We start from the raw sequence: 12,909 nt of genomic DNA, 5'->3' as shown, positions 1-12,909 counted from the left end.
CCTTCAAACGTCATCCGTCATCGATAGCTATCCAGGCAGTCAGTCTTCCTGACGCAAACCCAACCCCAAGCCCTCGAGCTTCTCAATGACTTCCTCAAGAGACTTACGCCCGAGATTTCGCACTTTCATCATCTCTTCTTCGGACTTGTCACACAGTTCAGCGACCGTGTTAATACCAGCCCGCTTCAGGCAATTGTAAGAACGCACCGACAGGTCGAGTTCCTCAATCGGCATGTCGAGAACACGATCATTTTGGCTGCTCTCTTTCTCAACCATCATGTCTGTGTCCTTACCACGATCCGTCAGTCCGACGAAAAGCATCAAGTGATCCGTCAGGATTTTCGCACCGACGCTCACCGCCTCGTCGGGAGCGACGCTGCCATCCGTCCACACTTCAAGCGTCAGCTTGTCGTAGTCGGTGACCTGACCCACACGTGTATTCTCTACAGAGAAGTTGACGCGCGAGATCGGCGAGTACAGTGAGTCGATTGGAATCAGCCCAATTTCCTGTTCTTCCGGCTTGTTGCGATGCGCTGGAACGTACCCACGACCGCGGCCGGCGCGCATTTCCATGTACACGCGCCCGCCTTCGGTCAGAGTCGCGATATGCAAATCCGGATTCATGATGTCCACGTCCGAATCGGCTCGAATGTCCGCAGCAGTGATAACCCCAGGGCGATCGGCGTCGATGACAAGGATCTTCTCTTCGTCGGAATGAATTTTCAGCGAGAGCCGTTTGAGATTGAGGATAATTTCTGTGACATCCTCGACCACACCAGGAATCGTCGCAAACTCGTGAAGGACGCCCTCAATCTTGACGGAGCGCACCGCTGCCCCCGGAATGGAGGACAATAGGATGCGCCGCAGTGAATTGCCGAACGTCGTGCCATAGCCGCGCTCCAGCGGTTCGCATACGAACTTGCCGTAGTCTTCGGTTTGTTCCACAATCTCGATTCGCGGCTTCTCTATTTCAATCATTCCTAATCCTCCTTGGGAGTGGTACTAGTCGACGCTCGGAGCTGACCGGAAGCTGGTCAGCCTGCGCTAAGGGTTACCGCGAATAGTACTCGACGATCATCTGCTCAGCCACTGGCGTGTCGATTTCTTCACGCTCAGGCTTACGCAGAACCTTACCGCTCAACTTCTCGGCGTCGAGCTGGAGCCATGCCGGGATCGTCCGATTTCCAATGACCTCGGCCAATTCCTTGATACGGCCATTGTCGCGGCTCTTCTCGCGAACAGCGACCACATCGCCTTCACGCACGAGGAACGAAGGAATATCAACGCGCCGGCCATTCACTTCGATGTGACCATGACGCACGATCTGACGAGCCTCCGCACGCGAAGCCGCGAAGCCCAAGCGATAGACGACGTTGTCCAAACGGCTTTCGAGCAAAGACAACAGCGTCTCACCGGTAATCCCACGACGGCGCGCAGCCTCTTCGTAGTAACGCTCAAACTGGCTTTCCAATACTCCATAGTAACGGCGAGCCTTTTGCTTTTCGCGCAGCTGGCTGCCATACTCCGAGTTGCGCTTGCGACCTTGTCCATGTTGTCCAGGTGCGTACGGCCGCTTGTCGATGGCACACTTTTCACTGAAGCAGCGCTCACCCTTCAGGTACAACTTAATACCCTCGCGGCGGCACAGACGGCACACTGGCCCTGTATATCTTGCCATTCTAGGATTGACACCTCCAATTTCTTGTATACCCGTATCACATAAAACGGCGTGACAATGCACACCGTAAGAAATTCAGTACGACCAGCGAACATCGCTGGCAACCACCCCATCCGCAGTCGATTATACGCGACGGCGCTTCGGCGGCCGGCAACCGTTATGCGGAATCGGCGTCACATCACGGATACCCGCAACTTCCAAGCCAGCAGCTTGGAGAGCCCGAATAGCCGCTTCACGGCCCGCACCAGGACCCTTGACCATGACTTCGACAGTCTTCATACCATGTTCCATGGCCGTGCGAGCAGCCGCTTCGGCAGCCATTTGGGCCGCATACGGGGTGCTCTTACGCGATCCTTTAAACCCGACATTACCAGCCGACGACCACGAAATCACAGCACCACTCGGATCTGTGATGCTGACAATTGTATTGTTAAACGTCGAACGGATATGCGCGACGCCAGCCTCCACATTTTTACGATCACGACGACGCGGACGCGCAGTAGAACCCGCCCCACGACGTTGCTTCACTTTCGCCAACAATTACACCCCCTGAAAGATTACTTCTTCTTACCCGCAACCGTACGACGCGGACCCTTGCGCGTACGAGCATTGGTCTTCGTGCGTTGACCACGAACTGGCAAGCCACGGCGATGGCGAATACCACGATAACAGCCGATTTCCGTCAGACGCTTGATGTTCAGCGCGATTTCACGACGGAGATCGCCCTCAACCTTATGGGAGCGCTCAATCTCGTCACGCAAACGTACGACTTCTTCTTCCGTGAGGTCCTTCACTCGACGGTTCGGATCAATGCCAGTCGTCGCCAAAATCTTATTAGCGGTCGTCCGGCCGATGCCAAAAATATAGGTCAACCCGATTTCGACGCGCTTGTCGCGCGGCAAATCGACACCGGCAATACGTGCCATGTAAAGACTCCACCTCCACGTGTGAGCTGCAAATTCACTGCCAAGGGACAAGCCCCCGGCACACTTTATGAAAACACGAAGACAGTCCCTCTGCACCATCAACAGAAATGCGAAAAACGCACCTCCGGACGAGTACACAAGGAAACAGCCGCGCTGCCTTCGTGATAACACCTACGACACGCGATATGTTCTAACACTACATCCATTACATCTATCACAAGCACCGTGCACGAACCCAAAGCCTTAGCCTTGGCGCTGTTTGTGCTTCGGATTCTCGCAAATCACCATGACGTTCCCTTTACGACGAATCACTTTGCACTTCTCGCACATGGGCTTGACAGAAGGACGTACCTTCATCAGAAACCCTCCTTCACTTGGGGTATCATACCGCATATCAGCGCTGAATGCCAGTCTACGATTACTTGTAGCGGTAGGTAATCCTACCACGTGTAAGATCGTACGGAGAAAGTTCGACTGTCACGCGATCCCCTGGCAAGATCTTGATATAGTGCATCCGGATCTTTCCGGAGACATGCGCCAGCACCTTGTGTCCATTCTCCAATTCAACGCGAAACATCGCGTTTGGCAACGGCTCAATGACCGTGCCCTCAACTTCGATTACATCATCCTTCGCCATGGAACGCCCCTCCTTGATCACGTTGGTTCGCTGCTGCCAGACGTTCTTCCAGAAACATTCTGACCGTGTGACGCAACAACGCATTCGTCACCTTGCCATCGATGCGAAGTTTTTCTGCAACCTCGCCTGCGATGTGCGACAAGCGCCGTACGTGGAGCACATTCTTCTTTTTGGGCTTATCGGCACGGCGGACGCTGCCGTCCGCGACAAGGATGAACCGATCCTCCAGATGCCCGATAACTACTGCCACGAGTCCGGCGTCGCGCCCCTGCATCACTTCGACGAGAGAACCAAGAGGCGGCAATTCCCGAGGTACGCTCATCGCTTGCACTCTCACCTCTTGAATGGAGCCAATGCTGCAACGACGTCGGCGTGCACCTTGTCAATTGGCTGCTCACCGTCAATCTGCCGCAACAAACCCCGCTGATCGTAATACTCGATGAGCGGCGCGGTCTGCTTAAACTGTTCCAGCCTTGTCGCCACCGCTTCTTCGGTATCGTCGGCCCGCTGATACAGCTCACCGCCGCACTTATCGCAGACACCAGCCACCTTGGGCGGCTGAAAGACCATGTGGTATGTTGCACCACACGACTTGCATATGCGGCGCCCGGTCAAACGTTCTTTCAAGACACCAGGATCTACGTGAATATACAAGACGACGTCCAACGGACGATTGAGTTCGTGCAACATCGCGTCCAAGGCTCGGGCCTGTTCCAGTGTCCGCGGGAATCCGTCGAGCAAAAACCCATTGGCAGCATCCGACTCCAAAAGACGTTCGCGCACGACCGCGATTGTCGTCTCATCAGGCACAAGACGCCCGGAATCCAGATACGCCTTCAACTCCAAACCCAATGGACTGCCCGACGCCACGGCCTTGCGGAACATGTCACCAGTCGAAATATGCGGAATGCCATACTCAGACTGGATCCGCTCGGCCTGCGTACCCTTACCAGCGCCCGGGAGACCTACCAAAATGACCTGCACCAACATCTCCTCCTTGGTCTCTGCGATCCCACGCTACCAACCGCCGCGGACGGCGTCCTTGTCACGACTCTCGTAGAAAGCCTCGATACTGGCGCTGCAACAATTGCCCTTCCATCTGCTGCATCGTCTGCAACGCTACGCCGACCAAGATAATCAGCGACGTTCCCTGAATGTTGTAATCGGTCAAGTTAATGGCCCCCAGCAGCAAGAAAGGCAAGATGGAGATTACGCCCAAGAACACCGAACCGAATACCGTAATCCGATTGATGACCTTGATAATGTACATCTCCGTATCGCGCCCCGGACGCACACCCGGAATGAAACCCGCATGCTTCTGCAATTGCTCGGCCAACTGCTGCGGGTTGATCTGTACATGCGTGTAGAAGAACGAAAACACGATGATCAAGAGGACTTCCAGAGCCATGTACCAGCCCGTCTGCGGACTGAGATACCGCAGAATGAAAGCCGCCCAATGATGCGATTGAAAATACGAGGCAATCGTATATGGCAAAATGAGCAGCGAAACAGCGAAGATCACGGGAATCACGCCGGCTGCAATGACCTTGATCGGAATGTAGGACTGCTGCCCGCTGTACACGGTACGCCCTACCACCCGCTTCGCATATTGAATTGGCACCTTGCGCTCAGCCTGCTGAACCAGCACAATGAGTGCAAAAATCACCACGATCCCGGCAATTAAAAGCAGGGTCTTCAAGATGGCGAGAAACAGGTGACTCGACTGTCCCATGTACCAACTCGAGTATACCTCTTGCCCGAGCGTCGAAAATCGAGACAGAATACCGACAAAGATTAGCAGTGAAATACCGTTACCCACGCCTTTTTCGGTGATCATCTCACCAAACCACATCAATAGCGTATCTCCGGCGGTCAAAGTCACGACGATCACGATATATGACCACCAGTTGTTAGCACTCGCCAACAAAAGGCCCGACCGAGCGAACATATAGGTAAACCCAATCGCCTGTAAGCAGCCTAGTCCTACCGTGAGATACCTCGTCACTTGCGTCAACCGCTGACGCCCTGACTCGCCTTCCTTTTGCCACTCCTCAAACCTCGGAATGACACCGGATTGAAGCAACTGGACGATGATCGACGCCGTAATATACGGCGTCACACTCATCGCAAAAATCGAGAAGCGATAAAACGCGCCCCCGGAAAACATATTCAACAAACTGAACAATGCATTATTGCCCTGTCCAGCATTCAAAGCACTGACGTTCATGCCGGGTACCGGAATGTACGTGCCAATCCGGTAGACGGCAAGCACCATCAGGGTAAACAAAATCCGATTGCGAAGGTGCTTGAGGCGCCACAGATTCGCAATGGCCTGCAACACGTCAAATCACCTCGGCGGTTCCGCCTGCGGCTTCGATCTTCTCCTTCGCCGCAGCCGAGAACGCGTGCGCCTTCACCGTCAACTTCACCTGCAACTCACCCGTACCCAGAACCTTCAGCCCATCCAAAGGCTCACGGATCAAACGTTGTTCGAGCAACAATTCTGGCGTTACGACCGTGCCAGCCGGGAAGTCATTCAGGGCTTCCACGTTCACCGTCGCATATACCTTCGCGAACCGACTGTTGTTGAAGCCACGCTTCGGGAGCCGGCGGAACAATGGCGTCTGACCGCCTTCAAAGCCAATCCGCACACCACCGCCCGAACGCGCCCACTGCCCCTTATGACCCCGCGTTGAGGTCTTACCGTGACCGGAGCTTGTGCCGCGACCCACGCGCTTCTTGCCGCGGCGAGCACCCGGCTGCGCCTTTAACTCGTGCAATTGCATGTACGTACACCTCCCTCGCGATTATGCGTCTTGTTCCACCACTTCAACCAGATGGCTGATGCGGTTAATCATGCCTCGAATAACAGGGGTATCCTCGCGGACAACCGTCTGTTGCAACTTGCGCAATCCCAGCGCAGCTGCAGTCTTGCGCTGATTCTCTGGGCGCCCAAAGGGGCTTTTCTTCAGCGTGATCGCCAGCTTTTTTGCCACGTTGTACGCCTCCTTATCCCAGAATCTCTTCCAACGACTTACCGCGCAAACGCGCCACTTCGTCGGCACGCTTCAATTGCTTTAACGCGTCGAGTGTCGCATGCACCATGTTGATAGGGTTGTTCGACCCGAGCGACTTCGTCACGATATCCTTAATCCCAGCCAACTCCAGCACCGCGCGTGCAGGGCCACCAGCAATTACGCCGCTACCTGTAGGAGCCGGCTTAATCAGGACCTGGCCGGCGCCAAACCGCCCCAACGCCTCATGCGGAATCGTAGTGCGCTTCATAGGAACGTGAATCAAATGCTTCTTCGCGTCATCGATGGCCTTGCGAATCGCATCAGGGACTTCCTGCGCTTTGCCAAGACCAGCGCCAACGTAACCATTGCCGTCACCGACAACCACCAACGCGGAGAACGAGAAACGACGACCACCCTTGACGACCTTCGCAACGCGATTCACATGGACGACGCGCTCGGTCAGTTCGAGCTGATTCGGATCTATGCGCACGTGAACACCTTCCTCTCTAAATTAGAACTCGAGACCTGCCTCACGCGCTGCATCGGCTAACGCCTGAATGCGGCCGTGATAGAGGTAACCACCGCGATCAAATACGACTGCCTTATAACCCTTAGCAAGCGACCGCTCTGCAATCAACTGTCCAACTTTGCGAGCCGCCTCCACATTGCCACCGTTGCCTTCGTAGCCCTTTTCCGCCGTCGAAGCGCTCGTCAACGTGCGGCCGGTCGTATCGTCGATCAACTGCACATAAATGTGCTTGTTTGAACGGTAGACATTCAACCGCGGACGCTCCGGCGTACCGGAAACGCGCGCACGCACACGAACATGGCGCCGCTTGCGCGCTTCGTTGCGATTCACCTTCGTAATCACCAAGACTCACTCCTTTGCCCGCAATCGATCACGATTCTTACTTCTTACCAGTCTTACCGACCTTACGGCGCACGTTCTCGCCTTCATAACGAATACCCTTGCCCTTGTACGGCTCAGGCGGACGCAACTCGCGCACCTTCGCAGCATACGAACCGACTAATTCCTTATCGATACCACGGACAATCAGCTTCGTTTGAGCAGGAACTTCGACCTCAATGCCAGGCACCTCGGGCAACTCAACCGGATGTGAAAACCCGAGCGACAGCGTCACTTTGTTACCTGCCTTGTTTGCGCGGTAACCAACGCCAACCAACTCAAGATTCTTCGCAAATCCGTTGGTCACGCCTTCCACCATGTTCGCCACGACGCTGCGCGTGGTACCATGCAAGGCTTTGTGCTTCTTTTCATCGGATGGCCGCTCAACGACGATCACGCCGTCATTCACGACAAGTTTCATATCAGGATGCAAATGGCGCTCAAGCTGGCCCTTCGGCCCCTTCACGACCAAATGCGTGCCGTTTACCGTCACTTCGACCCCAGCCGGAACCGGGATCGGCTTACGCCCTGTACGGGACATGTGCTACACCTCCAATCGAAGAGAACTTACCAAACGTAGCAAAGGACTTCGCCGCCGACGCCCTGTTTACGAGCTTCGCGATCGGTCATGATCCCCTTAGAAGTCGAAAGAATCGCCACACCAAGCCCGCCAAGTACGCGCGGAATGTTGTCATGCCCAACATACACGCGCAAACCCGGCTTACTGATGCGCTTCAGCCCTGTGATTACGCGCTCTTGACCCTTGCCATACTTTAGGAAGAGGCGGATAGTACCCTGTGGTCCGTCTTGAACGAACTCCGCGTCGCGCACATAACCCTCATTTTTCAAAATCTCAGCAATCGCACGCTTGATGTTCGACGCCGGGATCTCCACCTTTTCATGCCGTACCTGATTCGCGTTGCGGATGCGAGTGAGCATATCCGCAATCGGATCGGATGTCATCATCTGTACAAAACCTCCTTCCGAACGAATTACCAGCTTGCCTTCTTCACGCCCGGAAGCTGCCCTTTATAGGCCAACTCGCGGAAGCAAATGCGGCAAATACCGAACTTACGATACACCGAGTGCGGACGCCCGCACACGCGGCAACGAGTGTAGGCACGCGTGCTGAACTTCGGTTTCCGCTGCGCCTTGATAATCATCGACTTCTTTGCCACGGTCTCGACCTCCTCGTCAAGGACTTTTACTTCCGGAATGGCATGCCCATCTCCGTGAGCAGCGCACGAGCTTCTTCATCTGTGTTCGCCGTCGTCACGACAACCACTTCCATGCCGCGAACTTTATCGATCTTGTCATAATCGATTTCAGGGAAGATCAACTGTTCCCGCAAGCCTAACGTGTAGTTGCCACGGCCATCAAACGCCTTTGGTGAAACGCCGCGGAAGTCGCGCACACGAGGAAGCGCAACGTTCATCAGCTTGTCGAGGAAGTGGTACATCCGTTCGCCGCGCAACGTCACCTTTACACCAATTGGCATACCTTGACGAAGACGAAAGCCCGCGATGGACTTCTTCGCACGCGTAACAACAGGACGTTGTCCCGCAATAGCCTGCAAATCCTCAACCGCAGCATCAATCACTTTTGGATTCTGCGTCGCTTCGCCGAGACCCATGTTAATGACGACTTTCTCGACGCGCGGAACCTGCATCGCATTCTTGTATTGGAACTCCTTCATCAACGCCGGTACGACCTGCGCCCGGTACATATCTTGCAATCGAGTCAACGACAAAACCTCCTTTCACCTGGCTACTCAGTCGAGAACTTCGCCAGACTTTTTCGAGTAACGCACTTTGCGCCCGTCTTCCAGGAACTTATATCCGATACGCGAAGCCTCACCCGTCTTCGGATCCGCAATCGCGATATTCGAAACGTGAATCGGTGCTTCCTTCTCGATGATGCCGCCCTCCGGATGTGCCGGGCTTGGCTTTGAATGGCGCTTTACAATGTTCACGCCCTCGACGATTACACGGCCCTCACTCGGGAACACCTTCAAAATGCGGCCTGTCTTCGTCTTGTCCTTGCCTGCGATGACGACGACTTTATCTCCGGTCTTCACTCGCAACTTCGTCACGTTGCCACCTCCTGCGTTCAAATCCCGACTCCTTAGAGCACTTCAGGCGCCAAGGAGATAATCTTCATAAAATCGCGATCGCGCAATTCGCGCGCGACTGGCCCAAAAATTCGCGTGCCTCGTGGGCTCTTGTCTTCGCGAATGATGACCGCTGCGTTCTCGTCGAAGCGAATATGCGATCCATCATTGCGGCGAAGACCGCGCTTGCTGCGAACGATAACAGCCTTGACGACGTCACCCTTCTTGACAACGCCCCCGGGTGTTGCACTCTTAACAGACGCAACGATGATATCACCGATGTTGGCCGTCTTCCGGTTCGAACCACCGAGCACGCGGAAGCACATAATTTCCTTCGCCCCAGAGTTGTCTGCCACGGTCAAACGTGTTTGCGGTTGAATCATCCTAGGTTTCCTCCCTTCCGACTAATGAAACTTAGATAATAACGGCCTTCTCGACGATTTCGACCAACCGCCAACGCTTATCTTTGCTGAGCGGTCGGGTTTCCATAATCCGCACAACGTCGCCGATCTTCGCCTCATTGTTTTCATCGTGAGCCTTAAACTTCTTGGTCCGGCGCACTGTCTTGTTATAGAGGCGGTGCTTCACGTTCTCCTCTACAGCAACGACGATCGTCTTATCCATCTTGTCGCTGACGACCTTGCCAACACGCTCTTTGCGTTCATTGCGTTCCATGAAATGACCTCCCTTCCGAATTAGCCAATACCAAGCTCACGCTGACGCAAAATCGTCTTTGCGCGTGCAATATCCTTGCGCACCTGGCGAATACGCATCGGGTTTTCCAATTGCCCCGTTGCCAGTTGGAAGCGGAGGTTGAACAGCTCGTCCTTCAGCCCCTCAATGCGGGACGCCAGCTCCTCGCTGCTCAGTTCCCGCAACTCAGTTGCCTTCATTTGCGTCACCACCCACTTCTTCACGAGTCACAAACTTCGACTTGATCGGTAGCTTCATTGCCGCCAAGCGCATAGCCTCACGCGCAATTTCTTCACTAACGCCGGCCACCTCAAACATCACGCGACCAGGCTTTACGACAGCCACCCACTTCTCCGGCGAACCCTTACCACTGCCCATACGAGTTTCCGCAGGCTTTTGCGTCACGGGTTTGCTCGGGAAGATTTTAATCCACACCTTGCCGCCACGACGCATATAGCGCGTCATTGCGATACGAGCCGCTTCGATTTGGCGGTTTGTGATCCAGGCAGGCTCGAGAGCAACCAGGCCATACTGGCCAAACGTCACTTCGTTGCCACCTTTGGAATGACCCTTCATGCGGCCACGGAATTCTTTTCTGTGCTTTACGCGCTTTGGCATCAACATGGTTTACCGACCTCCTTGAACAGCGTCCTCTGCGGTCTCCGCAGACTGATTCTTCCGCTGCGGGAGCACTTCACCGCGATAGATCCAAACCTTAACGCCGATTCGGCCGTAGGTGGTATGCGCTTCAGCCAACGCATAATCGATATCCGCACGCAGGGTGTGCAACGGAACCGTACCTTCGGAATAACCTTCGGTACGTGCAATTTCAGCACCACCAAGACGACCAGAAACCTGAACGCGAACACCCTTAGCGCCCGCGCGCATCGAGCGTTGAATTGCCTGCTTCATCGCGCGACGGAAGGAAACACGGCGCTCCAGTTGCTGTGCGATCCCTTCAGCGACCAGTTTCGCCGACAAATCTGGCGACTTGATCTCCGAAATGGAGATGTGGACACGCTTCCCGGTAAGTGCGTTCAACTGATTGCGCAGCGCATCGACTTCTGCACCGCCCTTGCCGATGACCATACCTGGTTTCGCGGTGTGAACCGTCACATTAATGCGGTTAGCCGCACGTTCGATGTCAATCGATGCCACAGCAGCATCCTTCAGACGACGCGAAACATAGTTCCGAATCTTTAAGTCCTCAAGCAACAGGTCTTGATAGTCCTTCTTATTCGCGAACCACTTCGCCTCCCAATCGCGAATGATGCCAATTCGGAGACCAACAGGGTTAACCTTTTGACCCATGCAGCAAATCCCTCCCTTACTTTTCAGCGACGACGACCGTCACATGACTCGTCCGCTTAAAAATACTGAATGCACGCCCTTGCGCACGAGGCCGGAACCTCTTTAGCGTCGGACCCTCGTCTACGTAAATCTCCTTTACGTAAAGCCGATCAACGTTCATATTGTGATTGTTCTCCGCATTCGCGATCGCAGACCGCAGCACCTTTTCAACGACCGGCGAACCAGCGCGAGGCGTGAACTTCAATATCGCGAGAGCTTCTTGCACACCTTTGCCGCGAATCAAGTCGACCACCAGGCGCATCTTGCGCGGAGCGATGCGAATATACTTCGCAACAGCACGCGTTTGCGTTGCCTCCATCCTGCTACCTCCTCCACGAGACTGGCGCCGACGAGCGAAAACTGCGACGACGCCTATATCAGGTACTCCAACAACCGCTTAGCGGGATCGAGAAGACTTCTCATCACCGGCGTGACCTTTGAACGTCCGCGTCGGGACGAACTCGCCCAACTTGTGACCGACCATATCCTCAGTTACGTACACCGGCACGTGCTTTCTCCCGTCATGAACCGCGAACGTATGTCCGACAAACTGAGGGAAAATGGTAGAACGCCGCGACCAGGTTTTAATAACCTTCTTTTCGCCCGACTCATTCAACGCCTCCACCTTTTTCATGAGGTGGTCGTCGCAGAACGGCCCCTTCTTCAATGAACGACCCAACGTCAGTCGCCTCCCTTCTTCAAACAACCCAGACGTGATCCGTATTACTTCGTCCGCCGACGAACGATGTACTTATCAGTCGGATGGTTCTTCTTCCGCGTCTTTTTACCAAGAGTCGGCTTGCCCCAAGGGGACATCGGCGACTTGCGACCGATCGGTGCGCGACCCTCACCACCACCGTGCGGGTGATCCACAGGGTTCATGACGGAACCACGAACGGTTGGACGTCGATTCAACCAGCGACTACGTCCAGCCTTACCGATGTTGATATTTTCGTGATCGAGATTACCGACTTGACCAATGGTCGCACGGCACTCGACGCGAACCTTGCGCACTTCGCCAGAGGCGAGACGAACTTGCGCATAATCGCCTTCCTTTGCCATAAGCTGCGCAGACGCGCCAGCCGCACGAGCCAACTGACCACCCTTACCGGGTTTCAACTCTATGTTGTGAATAACCGTACCAACAGGGATCGACGACAACGGCAGTGCATTCCCAACGCGAATATCCGCATTTTCACCGCTAACAATAATGTCCCCGACCTTTAGTCCATGCGGAGCAATGATGTAACGCTTCTCACCGTCACGGTAGTGCAGCAGCGCAATGCGAGCTGAGCGATTGGGATCATACTCAATCGTTGCCACCTTGGCCGGCACGCCGTCTTTGTTCCGCTTAAAGTCAATCAAGCGGTATTGGCGCTTGTGCCCGCCGCCTTGGTGACGAACGGTTATCTTACCTTGATTGTTGCGGCCCGCACGGTTTTTGAGCGGAACCAGCAACGACTTCTCCGGTTTGTCGGTCGTGATCTCTTCGAACGTCGAGACCGACATAAAGCGGCGTCCAGGAGAAGTCGGACGATACTTCTTAATCGCCATATCGACGACCTCCTTTGTTTATTGCGTTCGAGGCAGT

26 protein-coding genes are annotated in these 12,909 nt (G+C 54.7%); all 26 read right to left on the bottom strand.

From position 1 onward, the window contains the following. Positions 1-39 precede the first annotated feature (39 nt). Positions 40-978 carry a DNA-directed RNA polymerase subunit alpha gene (locus BLU70_RS09455; RefSeq protein ID WP_074693302.1) on the bottom strand — a complete coding sequence of 313 codons (939 nt, stop codon included), beginning with the start codon at positions 976-978 and terminating at the stop codon, positions 40-42. A gap of 73 nt (positions 979-1,051) precedes the next feature. Continuing rightward, positions 1,052-1,678 (bottom strand): 30S ribosomal protein S4, encoded by a 627-nt coding sequence (gene rpsD / locus BLU70_RS09450; protein WP_074693301.1) that lies wholly within the window; start codon positions 1,676-1,678, stop codon positions 1,052-1,054. Between the two features lie 123 nt (positions 1,679-1,801). Beyond that, positions 1,802-2,218, bottom strand: coding sequence for a 30S ribosomal protein S11 (gene rpsK, locus BLU70_RS09445; protein ID WP_006445799.1), 417 nt, complete (start codon positions 2,216-2,218; stop codon positions 1,802-1,804). Positions 2,219-2,235: 17 nt separating this feature from the next. Beyond that, the gene (rpsM, locus tag BLU70_RS09440) at positions 2,236-2,604 is read right to left on the bottom strand and encodes a 30S ribosomal protein S13 (RefSeq protein ID WP_040288550.1); all 369 of its coding nucleotides are present in this window, start codon (positions 2,602-2,604) and stop codon (positions 2,236-2,238) included. Positions 2,605-2,847: 243 nt separating this feature from the next. Continuing rightward, on the bottom strand, positions 2,848-2,961 hold the full coding sequence (gene rpmJ / locus BLU70_RS09435; RefSeq protein WP_008339738.1) for a 50S ribosomal protein L36: 114 nt from the start codon (positions 2,959-2,961) through the stop codon (positions 2,848-2,850). A 61-nt stretch (positions 2,962-3,022) separates the two neighbouring features. Beyond that, entirely contained in the window at positions 3,023-3,241 is a 219-nt protein-coding gene (gene infA, locus BLU70_RS09430) for a translation initiation factor IF-1 (protein ID WP_006445797.1), read from the bottom strand. After that, positions 3,228-3,563, bottom strand: coding sequence for a KOW domain-containing RNA-binding protein (locus BLU70_RS09425; RefSeq protein WP_040288575.1), 336 nt, complete (start codon positions 3,561-3,563; stop codon positions 3,228-3,230). The genes infA and BLU70_RS09425 overlap by 14 nt, the downstream gene beginning before the upstream one ends. An 11-nt stretch (positions 3,564-3,574) precedes the next feature. Then, entirely contained in the window at positions 3,575-4,225 is a 651-nt protein-coding gene (locus BLU70_RS09420; protein ID WP_040288542.1) for an adenylate kinase, read from the bottom strand. A gap of 61 nt (positions 4,226-4,286) precedes the next feature. Further along, complete coding sequence (secY, locus tag BLU70_RS09415) at positions 4,287-5,582, bottom strand: preprotein translocase subunit SecY (RefSeq protein ID WP_074693300.1); 1,296 nt, start codon at positions 5,580-5,582, stop codon at positions 4,287-4,289. Position 5,583: 1 nt separating this feature from the next. Then, complete coding sequence (gene rplO, locus BLU70_RS09410; protein ID WP_006445793.1) at positions 5,584-6,027, bottom strand: 50S ribosomal protein L15; 444 nt, start codon at positions 6,025-6,027, stop codon at positions 5,584-5,586. Between the two features lie 21 nt (positions 6,028-6,048). Beyond that, positions 6,049-6,237, bottom strand: a complete 189-nt coding sequence (gene rpmD, locus BLU70_RS09405) for a 50S ribosomal protein L30 (protein WP_006445792.1) — start codon at positions 6,235-6,237, stop codon at positions 6,049-6,051. A gap of 13 nt (positions 6,238-6,250) precedes the next feature. Next, positions 6,251-6,748 carry a 30S ribosomal protein S5 gene (gene rpsE, locus BLU70_RS09400; protein WP_006445791.1) on the bottom strand — a complete coding sequence of 166 codons (498 nt, stop codon included), beginning with the start codon at positions 6,746-6,748 and terminating at the stop codon, positions 6,251-6,253. Positions 6,749-6,769: 21 nt separating this feature from the next. After that, positions 6,770-7,129, bottom strand: coding sequence for a 50S ribosomal protein L18 (gene rplR, locus BLU70_RS09395; RefSeq protein ID WP_040288540.1), 360 nt, complete (start codon positions 7,127-7,129; stop codon positions 6,770-6,772). Positions 7,130-7,166: 37 nt separating this feature from the next. Then, positions 7,167-7,706, bottom strand: coding sequence for a 50S ribosomal protein L6 (gene rplF, locus BLU70_RS09390; RefSeq protein ID WP_040288538.1), 540 nt, complete (start codon positions 7,704-7,706; stop codon positions 7,167-7,169). A 26-nt stretch (positions 7,707-7,732) separates the two neighbouring features. Further along, positions 7,733-8,131, bottom strand: a complete 399-nt coding sequence (rpsH, locus tag BLU70_RS09385; RefSeq protein WP_006445788.1) for a 30S ribosomal protein S8 — start codon at positions 8,129-8,131, stop codon at positions 7,733-7,735. Between the two features lie 26 nt (positions 8,132-8,157). After that, positions 8,158-8,343, bottom strand: coding sequence for a type Z 30S ribosomal protein S14 (locus tag BLU70_RS09380; RefSeq protein WP_040288537.1), 186 nt, complete (start codon positions 8,341-8,343; stop codon positions 8,158-8,160). Between the two features lie 26 nt (positions 8,344-8,369). Beyond that, the gene (rplE, locus tag BLU70_RS09375; RefSeq protein WP_040288536.1) at positions 8,370-8,909 is read right to left on the bottom strand and encodes a 50S ribosomal protein L5; all 540 of its coding nucleotides are present in this window, start codon (positions 8,907-8,909) and stop codon (positions 8,370-8,372) included. A gap of 27 nt (positions 8,910-8,936) precedes the next feature. After that, entirely contained in the window at positions 8,937-9,248 is a 312-nt protein-coding gene (rplX, locus tag BLU70_RS09370) for a 50S ribosomal protein L24 (RefSeq protein ID WP_040288574.1), read from the bottom strand. Between the two features lie 41 nt (positions 9,249-9,289). Next, a complete protein-coding gene (gene rplN, locus BLU70_RS09365) occupies positions 9,290-9,658 on the bottom strand; it encodes a 50S ribosomal protein L14 (protein ID WP_006445785.1) in 369 nt (122 codons plus the stop codon). 31 nt (positions 9,659-9,689) lie between these two features. Continuing rightward, complete coding sequence (rpsQ, locus tag BLU70_RS09360; protein ID WP_040288533.1) at positions 9,690-9,950, bottom strand: 30S ribosomal protein S17; 261 nt, start codon at positions 9,948-9,950, stop codon at positions 9,690-9,692. A gap of 20 nt (positions 9,951-9,970) precedes the next feature. Continuing rightward, positions 9,971-10,168, bottom strand: a complete 198-nt coding sequence (rpmC, locus tag BLU70_RS09355) for a 50S ribosomal protein L29 (RefSeq protein ID WP_040288531.1) — start codon at positions 10,166-10,168, stop codon at positions 9,971-9,973. Beyond that, positions 10,155-10,592 (bottom strand): 50S ribosomal protein L16, encoded by a 438-nt coding sequence (gene rplP / locus BLU70_RS09350; protein WP_040288530.1) that lies wholly within the window; start codon positions 10,590-10,592, stop codon positions 10,155-10,157. The genes rpmC and rplP overlap by 14 nt, the downstream gene beginning before the upstream one ends. A gap of 3 nt (positions 10,593-10,595) precedes the next feature. Next, positions 10,596-11,279 carry a 30S ribosomal protein S3 gene (gene rpsC / locus BLU70_RS09345; RefSeq protein ID WP_006445781.1) on the bottom strand — a complete coding sequence of 228 codons (684 nt, stop codon included), beginning with the start codon at positions 11,277-11,279 and terminating at the stop codon, positions 10,596-10,598. 16 nt (positions 11,280-11,295) lie between these two features. Then, complete coding sequence (gene rplV, locus BLU70_RS09340; RefSeq protein ID WP_006445780.1) at positions 11,296-11,637, bottom strand: 50S ribosomal protein L22; 342 nt, start codon at positions 11,635-11,637, stop codon at positions 11,296-11,298. Between the two features lie 78 nt (positions 11,638-11,715). Continuing rightward, complete coding sequence (gene rpsS / locus BLU70_RS09335) at positions 11,716-11,997, bottom strand: 30S ribosomal protein S19 (RefSeq protein WP_040288528.1); 282 nt, start codon at positions 11,995-11,997, stop codon at positions 11,716-11,718. A gap of 44 nt (positions 11,998-12,041) precedes the next feature. Then, positions 12,042-12,872 (bottom strand): 50S ribosomal protein L2, encoded by an 831-nt coding sequence (gene rplB, locus BLU70_RS09330; RefSeq protein WP_006445778.1) that lies wholly within the window; start codon positions 12,870-12,872, stop codon positions 12,042-12,044. Positions 12,873-12,909: the final 37 nt, after the last annotated feature.

Origin of the sequence: Alicyclobacillus hesperidum, from assembly GCF_900107035.1 — a bacterium.
GTDB classification, from domain to species: domain Bacteria; phylum Bacillota; class Bacilli; order Alicyclobacillales; family Alicyclobacillaceae; genus Alicyclobacillus; species Alicyclobacillus hesperidum.
Note: the sequence above shows the minus strand (reverse complement) of the source record. Positions and strands in the feature narration are given on the sequence as shown.

What these genes read in the sequence shown, in the direction of transcription:
- BLU70_RS09455 (WP_074693302.1), bottom strand. Translation starts at nt 978, where the DNA reads ATGATTGAAATAGAGAAGCCGCGAATCGAGATTGTGGAACAAACCGAA.
- rpsD (WP_074693301.1), bottom strand. Translation starts at nt 1,678, where the DNA reads ATGGCAAGATATACAGGGCCAGTGTGCCGTCTGTGCCGCCGCGAGGGT.
- rpsM (WP_040288550.1), bottom strand. Translation starts at nt 2,604, where the DNA reads ATGGCACGTATTGCCGGTGTCGATTTGCCGCGCGACAAGCGCGTCGAA.
- rpmJ (WP_008339738.1), bottom strand. Translation starts at nt 2,961, where the DNA reads ATGAAGGTACGTCCTTCTGTCAAGCCCATGTGCGAGAAGTGCAAAGTG.
- infA (WP_006445797.1), bottom strand. Translation starts at nt 3,241, where the DNA reads ATGGCGAAGGATGATGTAATCGAAGTTGAGGGCACGGTCATTGAGCCG.
- BLU70_RS09425 (WP_040288575.1), bottom strand. Translation starts at nt 3,563, where the DNA reads ATGAGCGTACCTCGGGAATTGCCGCCTCTTGGTTCTCTCGTCGAAGTG.
- rplO (WP_006445793.1), bottom strand. Translation starts at nt 6,027, where the DNA reads ATGCAATTGCACGAGTTAAAGGCGCAGCCGGGTGCTCGCCGCGGCAAG.
- rplF (WP_040288538.1), bottom strand. Translation starts at nt 7,706, where the DNA reads ATGTCCCGTACAGGGCGTAAGCCGATCCCGGTTCCGGCTGGGGTCGAA.
- rpsH (WP_006445788.1), bottom strand. Translation starts at nt 8,131, where the DNA reads ATGATGACATCCGATCCGATTGCGGATATGCTCACTCGCATCCGCAAC.
- rplN (WP_006445785.1), bottom strand. Translation starts at nt 9,658, where the DNA reads ATGATTCAACCGCAAACACGTTTGACCGTGGCAGACAACTCTGGGGCG.
- rpsQ (WP_040288533.1), bottom strand. Translation starts at nt 9,950, where the DNA reads ATGGAACGCAATGAACGCAAAGAGCGTGTTGGCAAGGTCGTCAGCGAC.
- rpmC (WP_040288531.1), bottom strand. Translation starts at nt 10,168, where the DNA reads ATGAAGGCAACTGAGTTGCGGGAACTGAGCAGCGAGGAGCTGGCGTCC.
- rplP (WP_040288530.1), bottom strand. Translation starts at nt 10,592, where the DNA reads ATGTTGATGCCAAAGCGCGTAAAGCACAGAAAAGAATTCCGTGGCCGC.
- rpsC (WP_006445781.1), bottom strand. Translation starts at nt 11,279, where the DNA reads ATGGGTCAAAAGGTTAACCCTGTTGGTCTCCGAATTGGCATCATTCGC.
- rplV (WP_006445780.1), bottom strand. Translation starts at nt 11,637, where the DNA reads ATGGAGGCAACGCAAACGCGTGCTGTTGCGAAGTATATTCGCATCGCT.
- rplB (WP_006445778.1), bottom strand. Translation starts at nt 12,872, where the DNA reads ATGGCGATTAAGAAGTATCGTCCGACTTCTCCTGGACGCCGCTTTATG.